This is a genomic window from Erwinia sp. JH02 (assembly GCF_013074405.1).
Taxonomy (GTDB): domain Bacteria; phylum Pseudomonadota; class Gammaproteobacteria; order Enterobacterales; family Enterobacteriaceae; genus Erwinia; species Erwinia rhapontici.
On sequence record NZ_JABANZ010000005.1, the window covers coordinates 127,318 to 138,847 of the forward strand.

Annotated in this window: 14 protein-coding genes and 1 pseudogene; 12 read left to right on the plus strand and 3 right to left on the minus strand. The window is 55.1% G+C overall.

Translation table 11 applies throughout. The features are described 5' to 3' along the window. The first annotated feature begins 20 nt into the window (after positions 1 to 20). Both HHI26_RS13165 and HHI26_RS13170 read left to right on the plus strand, forming a co-directional pair. Positions 21 to 566, plus strand: a complete 546-nt coding sequence (locus HHI26_RS13165) for a sigma-70 family RNA polymerase sigma factor (protein ID WP_133842278.1) — start codon at positions 21 to 23, stop codon at positions 564 to 566. Further along, positions 563 to 1,222 (plus strand): anti-sigma factor, encoded by a 660-nt coding sequence (locus HHI26_RS13170; RefSeq protein WP_159336890.1) that lies wholly within the window; start codon positions 563 to 565, stop codon positions 1,220 to 1,222. The genes HHI26_RS13165 and HHI26_RS13170 overlap by 4 nt, the downstream gene beginning before the upstream one ends. Here HHI26_RS13170 and HHI26_RS13175 read toward each other — a convergent pair. Continuing rightward, the gene (locus HHI26_RS13175; protein WP_133842280.1) at positions 1,209 to 2,120 is read right to left on the minus strand and encodes a LysR substrate-binding domain-containing protein; all 912 of its coding nucleotides are present in this window, start codon (positions 2,118 to 2,120) and stop codon (positions 1,209 to 1,211) included. The two genes, HHI26_RS13170 and HHI26_RS13175, sit on opposite strands and share 14 nt — an antisense overlap. A gap of 104 nt (positions 2,121 to 2,224) precedes the next feature. Here HHI26_RS13175 and HHI26_RS13180 point away from each other — a divergent pair, with 104 nt between their 5' ends. The 6 genes and pseudogenes from HHI26_RS13180 to hofC all read left to right on the plus strand — a co-directional run bounded on the left by HHI26_RS13180 (position 2,225) and on the right by hofC (position 7,193). After that, entirely contained in the window at positions 2,225 to 2,545 is a 321-nt protein-coding gene (locus HHI26_RS13180; protein WP_159336889.1) for a carboxymuconolactone decarboxylase family protein, read from the plus strand. Between the two features lie 5 nt (positions 2,546 to 2,550). Beyond that, entirely contained in the window at positions 2,551 to 2,949 is a 399-nt protein-coding gene (locus tag HHI26_RS13185; RefSeq protein WP_133842282.1) for a tautomerase family protein, read from the plus strand. 80 nt (positions 2,950 to 3,029) lie between these two features. Next, a complete protein-coding gene (gene nadC / locus HHI26_RS13190) occupies positions 3,030 to 3,920 on the plus strand; it encodes a carboxylating nicotinate-nucleotide diphosphorylase (protein ID WP_133842283.1) in 891 nt (296 codons plus the stop codon). Between the two features lie 242 nt (positions 3,921 to 4,162). Then, entirely contained in the window at positions 4,163 to 4,606 is a 444-nt protein-coding gene (gene ppdD, locus HHI26_RS13195) for a prepilin peptidase-dependent pilin (protein WP_171149228.1), read from the plus strand. Beyond that, a complete protein-coding gene (gene gspE, locus HHI26_RS13200; RefSeq protein ID WP_159336887.1) occupies positions 4,603 to 6,000 on the plus strand; it encodes a type II secretion system protein GspE in 1,398 nt (465 codons plus the stop codon). The genes ppdD and gspE overlap by 4 nt, the downstream gene beginning before the upstream one ends. Further along, positions 5,993 to 7,193, plus strand: a pseudogene (hofC, locus tag HHI26_RS13205) (protein transport protein HofC). Before gspE ends, hofC begins: the two are co-directional and overlap by 8 nt. 54 nt (positions 7,194 to 7,247) lie before the next feature. Here hofC and HHI26_RS13210 read toward each other — a convergent pair. Further along, entirely contained in the window at positions 7,248 to 8,288 is a 1,041-nt protein-coding gene (locus HHI26_RS13210) for a GMP reductase (RefSeq protein WP_133842287.1), read from the minus strand. A gap of 249 nt (positions 8,289 to 8,537) precedes the next feature. Between HHI26_RS13210 and coaE the strand changes: the two genes are divergently transcribed. Genes coaE through yacG form a run of 3 tightly spaced genes read left to right on the plus strand, consistent with a single transcriptional unit; the run spans position 8,538 to position 10,111 of the window. Further along, a complete protein-coding gene (gene coaE, locus HHI26_RS13215) occupies positions 8,538 to 9,149 on the plus strand; it encodes a dephospho-CoA kinase (protein WP_133842288.1) in 612 nt (203 codons plus the stop codon). Positions 9,150 to 9,153: 4 nt separating this feature from the next. Then, positions 9,154 to 9,897, plus strand: coding sequence for a cell division protein ZapD (gene zapD / locus HHI26_RS13220; RefSeq protein ID WP_133842289.1), 744 nt, complete (start codon positions 9,154 to 9,156; stop codon positions 9,895 to 9,897). A 10-nt stretch (positions 9,898 to 9,907) separates the two neighbouring features. Then, positions 9,908 to 10,111, plus strand: a complete 204-nt coding sequence (gene yacG / locus HHI26_RS13225) for a DNA gyrase inhibitor YacG (RefSeq protein ID WP_133842290.1) — start codon at positions 9,908 to 9,910, stop codon at positions 10,109 to 10,111. A gap of 3 nt (positions 10,112 to 10,114) precedes the next feature. Here the strand turns inward: yacG and mutT are convergent, their stop codons facing one another. After that, positions 10,115 to 10,504: an 8-oxo-dGTP diphosphatase MutT gene (gene mutT, locus HHI26_RS13230; RefSeq protein WP_133842291.1), complete on the minus strand. Its 390-nt coding sequence runs from the start codon at positions 10,502 to 10,504 to the stop codon at positions 10,115 to 10,117. A gap of 208 nt (positions 10,505 to 10,712) precedes the next feature. Here mutT and HHI26_RS13235 point away from each other — a divergent pair, with 208 nt between their 5' ends. Continuing rightward, positions 10,713 to 11,504, plus strand: coding sequence for an A24 family peptidase (locus HHI26_RS13235; protein ID WP_133842292.1), 792 nt, complete (start codon positions 10,713 to 10,715; stop codon positions 11,502 to 11,504). The last annotated feature ends 26 nt before the right edge of the window (positions 11,505 to 11,530 follow it).

The following is an 11,530-nucleotide window of genomic DNA, read 5'->3' on the forward strand; positions in this document are numbered from 1 at the left end:
CTTTTTTTTCAGGACGTTTCATGACGGACGACGTAACAGATAGCCAGATTTTGTTAATGAAGGCCATTGCGGCCGGCGATAAACGGGCTTTTGAAGCGACCTACCACCGTTATTCACCCTACCTTTTTGCCATCGCATTGCGGATGTTACGCCGACGCGACTGGGCAGAAGAGGTTCTGCACGACAGTTTCCTTACTGTCTGGCAGCGTGCTGGCAGCTTCGACCCGGCGCTCAGTGCCCCCAAGACCTGGCTCACCAATATTGTGCGCAATCGCGCTATTGATTATCTGCGCCTGCAGGACAACCGCGTTGAAGAACTGGAAGAGGATGACACCCTTTTCGATGTTGACCGTTCACCAGCAGAGTTACCTTCAGGCTCGGAGTCGCGCAGGCTGGCAGACTGTATGACGCAGTTGACGTCTGAACAGCGGCAAAGCATCACGCTGGCGTATTACCAGGGGCTGTCGCACAGTGAAATTGCCCTGCACCTGGAGCAGCCTGCCGGAACCATTAAAAGCTGGATCCGCCGTGCATTAACTCAACTAAAAGAGTGTGTGGGCATATGAAAAGCAGACGCGATTTTGACTCAGCACTGGCCGCAGAATATGCCCTTGGCACCCTGCGTGGTGCAGCACGCCAGCGTTTTGCCCGTCGCCTGACGCAGGAACCTGAGCTGGCGGCAGAAGTCAGCCGTTGGCAGAATTCACTCTCTGAGCTGGATCAGCGGGTTACGCCTGTTATCCCGCCGGAAGCGGTGTGGCAACGCATCGCCCGTGGGCTTCCTGCCGATAAAATGCGTAAGAGCAGTGTGCGCTGGCCATGGCTCGGCTGGGCGCTGGCCGCCTCGTTTGCCGGGGCATTGCTGTATAACCAGTTTACTGTGCCTCCGGCACCGCAGACCGTGGCGGTCCTTAACGGTGACAGCCAGCAAGGATCCTGGGTGGTCAGCCTCAGCCCGGATAAAACGCAGCTCACAGTCCAGGCCATCAATGCCTCTGCCGTGCAGTCCGATCGCAGCTTGCAGCTGTGGCTGATCCCGCCAGGGGAAAAACCGCAATCGCTTGGGCTGATTGATCATTCAGCTCTTCAGCAGGTGGCCGTGAAGGAAATTCAGCTGGCCAGCCTGCCAACGCTTGCTATCAGTCTTGAACCGCGCGGTGGCTCCCCAACCGGGCAGCCGACCGGCCCCGTACTGTACAGCGGTAAAGTTATCCCGCTGTAGCGAGGCTGGCCTGCGGCAACACCGGGGCCAGCTGTGCAAGCAGTATTTCGCGTAAACGAGCGGCGGCAGGAGGTAAAATCTCCTGCCCCAGATGCAGCACCAGGCCTAAATCGGCCACTTGCGGCAACAGCGGATGCTGCAGTCGCTGTAGTCCGACTGGCAGGCCAAACCCGCTACGTAGCGTCACGCCCAACCCGGCGGCAGCGGCGGCCCAGATTCCACTCAGACTCCGGCTGGTAAATGCCACCCGCCACGGAATTGCAGCATGGTCCAGTGCATCAATAGCACGGGTCCGCATCACACAAGGTGCATCAAACAGCAGCAGCGGTAAAACATCACCTTGTTCCATCCATTGCGTAAACGGCGACTCATCACATCCTATCCAGCACAGCGGTGCAGCGGGTAGTGGCTGCATAAAACGTGAGGTTTCCTCACCCTGCCAGCACAGTGCCAGATCCAGCTCTCCCTGACGAATCCCCTGAAGTAGTTCGCTGTTACGCCCGATGCGCGCGGAGATCTGTATCAGAGGGTGTGCCCGGGAAAACTGCCCCAGCAGCGCTGGCAGCAACGTCTCGCCAAAATCTTCCTGTAACCCAATGCGCACGTTGCCAGCAATATCCCGCCCGGACAATGCGCTAAACGCTTCATCATTGAGCGCCAGCAGGCGCCGCCCGTAAGCCATCAGTAACTCTCCATCATCGGTGAGCATCAGGCGTCGCCCGCTTTTCTGCAACAGGAGTAACCCCGTTTGCTGTTCCAGTTTTTTAAGCTGTGCGCTGACGGCAGATGTCGAGCGGTTCAGGCGATCGGCCGCCTGCGCAAAACTTCCCAGTTCAATACCGAGAACAAACGTGCGTAACGCATCCAGATCGAAAGTCATACGTTTAAACGGTTGCATTAATCATCCTGTTTTTCGGGATTATTGATACCAATCTATGCGATTTTATAAACTATTTTCGCGTTCTATGCTGCTGACTTCTTCCTCACTACAGGAACAGCAACATGACCACCCCTCTTGACCGTCACAGCCTGGCCAGCGTCGCGCCCACGCTGGCAGCGATAACTGAGCAGACACTGTTCGGCACGATCTGGCAGAGACCCGAACTGAGTAAGCGCGAGCGCAGCCTGATCACGGTGGCGGCGTTAATCGCCCTCGGCCGAGACCAGCAGTTACCCTGGCACCTGGATTTTGCCCGGCAACATGGCCTGAGTAACGCCGAACTGGCCGAAGTGATGACGCACCTGGCGTTCTACTGCGGCTGGCCCGCTGCCGTCTCAGCCCTCGGCCATTTAACCCAGCCCGGTCATCAACCTCAGGAGTAACCGACATGCCTTTCAGCCGTATTGCCCTGCCCGCAGGCACAACGCCTGTTTTCCGTCAGGCGTTGTCTGAGATTCTGCACCGCACCCTGGTGGACTTCTTCGACGTCCCCACCGACGACTGTTTTCAGCTACTGGATGAATATGCACCAGGCCAGCGCGTGTTCCCGCGTCACTATCTTGGCGGCCCACGCTCGGAGGGATTTATCTGGTTCCATATCACTGCCGGCCGGCCCCGCTCGACACAGCAAAAACATCAGTTCTATCATCATCTGGCACACCGATTGGCCTCTGAACTGTCGGTGCGCCCGGAGGATGTGATGGTCACCCTGAGCTTTACGCAGCCAGAGGACTGGTCTTTTGCCAGCGGTAACGCCTTTCACTGGCCGGTGGAGAATGACGGATGATCACGTGGCGCTGGCTGGTATGGGTGCAGTAAACGCGCTAGCATGTCAGCCTCTGTTATCCGACCTTTCGGAGTTTGATCATGACCTCCCGCCGTTACGATCCGGACAGCCGCCGAGCTGAATTGATGGGCCGTATTGAAGATGATATTCCCCCTGGCGTTGCCCAGGCGCTGCGTGAAGATCTGGGCGGGGAAATCGATCCCTGTAAAGACATCACCGCCAGCCTGCTGTCTGCCGACACCCTGTCTCATGCGGTAGTCATCACGCGTGAACCCGGTGTTTTTTGTGGTAAACGCTGGGTAGAAGAGGTGTTTATCCAGTTGGGCGACAACGCGCAAGTGACCTGGCACGTTGAAGATGGTGATGCGATCACCGCCGATCAAATCCTGTTTGAAGTCACCGGCCCGGCGCCGTTGATCCTCACGGCTGAACGCACCGCGCTGAACTTTGTGCAGACGCTCTCGGGCGTGGCGACAGAAGTCAGCCGCTATGTTGCCCTGCTGGAAGGCACACGCACACAGTTGCTCGACACGCGTAAAACCCTGCCGGGGCTGCGCACTGCGCTGAAGTATGCCGTTCTGTGCGGCGGTGGAGCGAACCATCGCCTGGGTTTGTCCGATGCGTTTCTGATCAAAGAGAACCACATTATTGCCTGCGGCTCGATTGCCAAGGCGGTCGAGAAAGCCTCCTGGCTGCGCCCTGATGTACCGGTAGAAGTGGAAGTTGAATCGCTGGACGAGCTGGAACAGGCGTTGCAGGCCGGTGCTGACATCGTGATGCTGGACAACTTTACCGTTGAACAGATGCGTGCAGCCGTCACGTTGAGCGATGGCCGTGCACTGCTGGAAGTGTCGGGTAATGTGACGGATAAAACCCTGCGGACCTTTGCCGAAACTGGCGTGGACTATATTTCCGTAGGTGCTCTGACCAAACATGTGCGTGCCCTCGACCTGTCGATGCGCTTTCGCTAAAAGGTAACGACGCTTAAGAGACATCGCGTCAGACAATGTCCTCGTTGTACCCCAGGCCAGCCATACATGCTGGCCTTTTTTCTGCCTGCGTTTCGGTTTTGCGAGATGGCTTCCTGGTTACCCGCAACTCTCTGTAACGCCCAAAACTCTTTACGTCCCTCCTCTGAAAGCTGCCGTTTGCCGCTGGCTGACCGCACATCCCGGGTTTATGTTGCCAGCCTCAATACACAAGGAGGTTTACCATGAACTACCAAGAGGGCTTTACCCTGATCGAACTGATGATTGTCATCGCGATTATTGCCATTCTCAGCGCCATCGGCCTGCCCGCTTACCAGGGCTATCTGCAAAAAGCCGCACTCACCGATATGCTGCAAACGGCGATGCCGTATAAAACCGCCGTAGAGCTGTGCGCCATTGAACGCGGTGGCAGTGGAAACTGTAGCGCGGGGAGTAACGGGGTTCCGGCTCAACGGACCTCACGCTATGTTTCGGCACTGACCACCAATGCAGGAGTCATCACGCTTACCGGCCAGGAGAGCCTCAAAGGGCTGAGTGTGAAACTGAGCCCCCAGTGGAATAGCAATGATGGCCAGTTAAGCTGGCAGCGCAGTTGTAGCAGCACCAATAGCGGACTGAAGGACGCCTGTCAGGATGTATTCCGTTTTGATGAGGATGAGACGCCATGACAGTAGAGACACAGCGGGCGCTGGAGGCTATCTGCCACCGTTACCAAGCCGTAATTATTGAATGCAATCCGCAACGGCTTCACATTGCGCTGGCAGACTCACCCAGTCATGAAATGATGACTGAATTACGCTTCGCTACGCATAGCGCAATTAATGTCGAATGCTGGCCACAGGCAAGGCTGGAGCAGTTTTCCCGACAGACAATGACAACAGCCGCGCAAGAACCTGCCCCGGAAGAGCATAGCGGTACAGCGGTAGAAAAAGTGGATTATCTGCTGGCCCAGGCACTGCAAAAACGTGCCTCTGACCTGCATATCGAACCACAGGAAAATGGGTTACGTCTGCGCTTGCGCGTCGATGGCGTCATGCAACTGCTGCCGGCAACAGGCTGTGAAAATAGCGCAGCACTCATCGCACGACTTAAAATTCTTGCGGGCCTCGATATTGCGGAACGCCGCGTCCCACAGGACGGGCAGTTTTCACTGGCGCTGAACAATACGACGGAATCATTTCGCCTGTCGACGCTGCCCACCCGCTTTGGTGAAAAGGCGGTGGTGCGCCTGTTGCAAAGCGATACGCGGGCAATTGCACTGGAGAATATCGGTATGCCTGGCCCGCTTCTCAAGCGCTACCGTGATGCATTATCCCGCCCTCAGGGAATGATTCTGGTCACCGGCCCCACTGGAAGTGGAAAAACGTTCACGCTTTACAGTGGCCTCAGTTGGCTAAATGTCGCCACACGTAATCTTTGCAGCGTGGAAGATCCGGTGGAGATCCCCCTGGCAGGCGTGAACCAAACCCAGATTCATGCCCGATCCGGGCTCGATTTTCATCGCGTATTACGCGCCCTGCTGCGCCAGGATCCCGATGTCATTATGATCGGTGAGATCCGCGATGGAGAAACCGCTGAGATCGCCGTTAAAGCCGCTCAAACTGGACATCTGGTGCTATCGACTCTGCATACTAACTCCACCACTGAAACGCTGGTACGTTTGGGGCAAATGGGGGTGCCAGGCTATCTGCTGGCCTCTGCGCTCAAACTGGTGATTGCTCAACGTCTGGTTCGCAGGCTGTGCAAACACTGCCGCCAGCCCGCAGAAGCAACGGCCCATTTTCCGCCTCATATCTGGCCGGGTACCGTGCAGAACTGGCGTGCGGTGGGTTGTGAACACTGTTTTTCTGGTTTCTATGGGCGTCTGCCACTGTTTGAGCTACTACCCATCACTGCGCGGCTGCAAAATGCGCTGGCAAAATCGGCACGCCCGGAAGAGCTGGCAGATATTGCACGTCAACAAGGACTGAACTCACTGTTTGTTGAGGGGCTTCACTGCGTGAATCGTGGCGATACCACTCTGGAAGAGTTAACCCGTGTAGCGGGTGGTAGTGATGAATAAACGAACACTTTTCCGCTGGCAGTCGATTGACGACGACGGGCAGTTACATCAGGGAAGCAGTTTTGCCACCAGCGCCGGGCAGATTATTGAGGATCTTGCGGCTGTTCATCAGCTCCCGTTAAAGATCGCCCGTGGCCGCAGCTATGCTCCGCGTCACTGGCAGTGGCAACAGAAGAACGCATTTGTCCGCCAGTTGGCAACGTTACTGAAAGCGGGAATTCCCCTGACGGGCAGTTTACAGCTGCTGGGCGAAGATCACCCTGAACCCGGCTGGCAGGCGCTGTTGTTGCGGCTTCAAGCAGAGCATTTCCGCCGGAGAACCTTTCTCGCAGGCGTTGGCTGCATGGCCGGATGTTTTCCCACCGCTGTTTCCGGCACTGGTGCACATTGGCGAACTGACAGGGGAGCTGGATGAGTGCTGCCAGCAACTGGCAAGCCAGCAAGAACGGCAGCAACAGCTACAGCTGAAAGTGAAAAAAGCACTACGCTATCCACTCTTTATTCTGGCGGTCGCCCTGCTGGTCAGCATCGGTATGCTGGTATTTGTGTTACCGGAGTTCGTCGAAATTTACCGCACCTTCAACGCGCCACTCCCCGCCTTTACCTCCGCGGTCATTGCATTTTCTAAGCTACTACAGCAACAGGCACTGATATTTATGGTGTTTATTGTGAGTATCGGTGTTTTTTGGAACGTTCAGCGCAGGACATCCCAAGCCTGGCAGCGGCGAGAACAGCGTCTGTTACTCAGATTGCCGCTGATTGCCACGCTGTATCAGGGCAGTCTGTTGACCCAGATATTTACCACGCTCTCCATGACTCAGCGTGCCGGGCTGACTCTGCTGCAAAGCCTTCAGGCGGTTGAGAAAACGCTTTCGCCCCTACTCTGGCGTGAGGCCATCATGCAGTTACAGCAACATATCGCTGCCGGTAATCCGCTGCATCAGGCGCTGAAGTCGCATACGTTGTTCACCCCACTGTGTTATCAGTTGGTCAAGGTGGGCGAAGAGTCAGGGTCACTGGATACGTTACTGGAAAGACTGGCAAGCTGGCATGAACAACAGACCCATCAGTTGGCAGACCAGTTGGCCGCCGCACTAGAGCCATTAATGATGGTGGTCATTGGGGGAATTGTGGGCACGCTGGTGGTGGCGATGTATCTGCCCGTGTTCCGGTTAGGGGATGCGCTCGGCTAAAAACCATGTCCCCGCCCGGTTGGGCGGGAGCACTTGTGGCGTTAAAGGCTATTCTTATCGGTTAAAAATGCGGTTTTCCTGCTCATTAACACGAATAAACGTCGTGCGCTTGGTCAGTTCTTTCAAGCGCTCAGCGCCCACATAAGTACAAGCTGAACGCAGGCCGCCGAGAATATCGCGTGCGGTAAACTCAACAGGCCCACGAAGCGGCAATTTAACGGTTTTTCCTTCAGCTGCACGGTATTGCGCAACACCGCCTACATGACGCTTCATGGCCGACTCTGAACTCATGCCGTAGAACAGCATAAACTGTTCGCCGTTCTCTTCGACCAGCGTCCCTTCACATTCATCATGGGCCGCCAGCATACCGCCAAGCATGACAAAATCGGCTCCGCCGCCGAAAGCTTTTGCAACATCGCCAGGCACCGAACAACCACCATCACTCACGATTTGGCCGCCCAATCCATGCGCCGCATCGGCACACTCAATAACGGCAGACAGCTGCGGGTAGCCAACCCCCGTTTTCACTCGGGTAGTACAAACAGAACCCGGGCCGATACCGACTTTCACAATATCTGCCCCGGAAAGGATCAGTTCCTCGACCATTTCGCCCGTCACGACGTTGCCGGCACAGATGGTTTTCCCCGGACAGGCTTCGCGTGCCCGCCGCAGGAAAGCCACAAAGTGCTCAGAGTAGCCATTAGCCACATCGATACAGATAAAATTGAGTGCCGGTGATAACGCCAGGATTTGTTGTAACTTCAGGAAATCTGCCTCAGACGTGCCGGTCGACACCATGACATGCTGAAGCACCGCAGGCGTGGAACGCTCAACAAATGCCCGCCACTGCTCAACGCTGTAATGCTTATGCACTGCGGTGAGGATATCGAATGAGGCCAGTGCTTGTGCCATGCTGAAAGTACCGACGGTATCCATATTCGCGGCAATGATCGGTACGCCTGACCAGGCAATACCTGAATGCTTGAAGGTAAACTGACGCTCCAGCTCAACCTGAGAACGGCTTTGCAGCGTTGAACGCTTTGGCCGGATAAGAACATCTTTGAAGCCTAACTTAATATCTTCTTCGATACGCATAACAGATTTCCTGGTTGATGGCGTTGGTGCAATAACGCACTCTGCGGGCAACACTTTTGGTCATAAGCAAATTGCCCGCTCCAGTGACGCTATCATACGCGCTAAAAACGCGCCGACAAGACTGCGAAATTTGATTTATTTAGGCTACAATTCGAGAAATTTACCTGTGAATTTGTCTTGTGATCTGTGCCTCAAATTTGCCTTCAACGCGCAAATTCCAGTACGACAAGGCAGAGAGAATCAAGACCTATGCGCTATACCGTAGCGCTGACCGGTGGTATCGGCAGCGGAAAAAGTACCATTGCGAATGCCTTTGCCTCACTGGGCGTTGATATTGTCGATGCGGATATTATCGCACGTCAGGTGGTGGAAAAGGGCCAGCCCGCGCTAGCCGCTATTCACGCCCGATTTGGCGACGATGTGCTGCACCCGGATGGCTCGTTAAACCGGCCGGCATTACGCCAGAAAATTTTCAGCTCTCCAGCGGAAAAACGCTGGATTGATAATTTGTTACATCCTCTTATCCATGCAGAAACCCGACAGCAGCTAGCATTAACCCAGTCACTATGGTGTCTGTGGGTGGTTCCTCTACTGGTGGAGAATAATTTGCAGCATCTGGCTGACCGGGTACTGGTGGTCGATGTAGACCGTGAAACGCAACTGGCCCGGACCATGAGCCGTGATAACATTAGCCGTGAACAGGCTGAGAATATTCTTGCTGCACAGGCAACACGCGAAGCGCGTCTGGCAGTAGCGGATGATATTATTGATAACTGCGGGTCGCTTGAGACGGTGACAGCGCACGTTGCCGAACTCAACCAGCGTTATCTGGCGCTGGCTGCGACACGCTATCGGGATTAACAGTATGAGTACAATGGTTCTATTTGAGCACCCTCTGAATGAGAAAATGCGCACCTGGCTGCGTATCGAATTTTTACTAAAACAGCTGACTGCCAGCCAGAAAATCACCGACCATTTGGGTGCCCTGACCTTTTTCCGTAATGCTGCCGAACTCCTGGACGTCTTTGAGCGCGGCGAGCTTCGTACAGATATCCTGAAAGAACTTGAACGTCAGCAGCAGAAACTGCTGGGCTGGGCGGAAGTGCCTGGCGTAGATATGGCGCGTATTAACACACTGCGCAGCGATCTTAAAAGTTTCGGTGCTACGTTGATGTCCGCCCCCCGCATGGGCCAGATTTTACGCGAAGAACGGCTGATAGCCCTGGTGCGTCAGCGCCTGAGCATTCCAGGAGGCTGCTGTAGCTTTGATCTGCCTACGCTACATATCTGGCTTCATATTGAACAGCACCTGCGTGACCAGCAGGTGACCACCTGGATGGCATCGCTCGTACCGATACAACAGGCGCTGACAATGATCCTCGATCTGATTCGCCAGTCAGGGATATTCCGTAATCACACCAGCCTGAATGGTTTCTTCCAGGATAATGCGGAAGGAGCTGACCTGTTGCGTATGCAACTCCGGTTGGATGATGCGTTATATCCTCAGATTTCTGGCCATAAAAGCCGTTATGCCATCCGTTTTCTGCCACTGGACAGCGAACGTGGTGAAGTTCCTGCCCGCTTCGATTTCGAGCTGGCCTGTTGTTAAGGTAAGTGTAATGAATGATGTAACCGTAGTGAACTGCCCGACCTGTAGTAAACAGGTTATCTGGGATGAACTCAGTACCTGGAGGCCATTCTGCAGCAAGCGCTGTCAGTTAATTGACCTGGGTGAATGGGCCGCTGAAGAGAAACGTATTCCCAGCAGCGGTGACCAGACTGACAGCGATGACTGGAGTGAGCAGCCATTTGATCGCGATTAATGATTAAGCGCTGGCTTTCAGTCGCGCAACAATCTCAACGTTTGCGGGGGGGAATGCCTCCGCATCCAGTTCGCTCTGCCTGACCCAGCGCTGTGGCTGCCCTTCACGCCCCCACGGCTCGCCATTCCAGCGATCGACAATGAAAAAGTGCAGCGTAACGCGCAAATCGTCATAGGTGTGATCGACAGTATCGTACGCCGTGGCATTCACCACCTCGATGCCGGTTTCCTCCAGCAACTCACGTTTCAGCGCCTGTTCGGGGCTTTCACCCTCTTCCATTTTCCCCCCAGGAAACTCCCAGCGGTTGGCCATATAGGAGTCTGCGGAGCGTTGCGCTAAAAAAATTTCTCCATCTTTACGAATAATGCCAACGGCCACTTGCAGGTGCTTCATGTTTTCCTCACTTCACTGGCTGACTTATTTTTCCCGCCACTATTCCAGCGTTGCCCCCCAATGACAAGTTGTTATGCGGGTAAGATCGGAAAGATCGAGCCTCGCCGCATGGCTGAAATGTAACATGGTGCAAATGCATTCAGCCCTGCCTTCACCCGGTATCCGGCGCTATAGTGCGCAGCATCATGGATGAGAGAGGGAGAAAATAATGCTGCAATTTGCGACGGAATCAGTATGGATTTACTGGGCATTGCTGGTGATGTCTGGACTGTGTGCAGGCAGTCTGCTGAATGTGGTGGTTTTCAGGCTTCCGCTAATGATACAGCGAAACGACCCTCACCGGTTCAACCTGGGATTTCCACGCTCTTATTGCCCACACTGTCAGATAACACTGACGATGGGCGATAACATTCCTCTGTTTAGCTGGCTGTGGCTGCGCGGGCGCTGTAGAGGATGCCAGGAAACCATTTCCTGGCGTTACCCCGCCATCGAAAGTCTGTCACTGCTGATCACATTACTGGTCGCCTGCCTCCTGCCTGCAGGACTGCTGCTGTTGGCCGCTCTGCTGCTGAGTTGGCTATTACTGGCGCTGGCGATCATCGACAGTATGCATTTTTTATTACCGGACAGCCTGACGCTTGCTTTGTTATGGGTAGGTCTGCTGTGCCATCTTGCCGGAGTGATGCCATCAGTGTCTCTGGAACAGGGGATTGCCGGCGCCGTGCTAGGTTATGGGTTATTTTGGCTACTCGCGTGGTGTTATCAGATCGTGCGTGGTGAAGAAGGTCTGGGAAGGGGCGATGCGAAATTACTGGCTGCCGGAGGGGCATGGTTGGGCTGGCAAACCCTTCCGCCATTACTACTACTGGCTTCATCTCTGGGTATCACTGTTTTCATGCTGGCGCGTCTGGTGGTTAAGCGCTCACTGTCGGCACGACTGCCCTTTGGCCCGGCGCTGGCAGCGGCGATCTGGATACTGTTCCTTTGGCAAAACACATAAAAAAAGGGCCGGAAAATTTCCGGCCC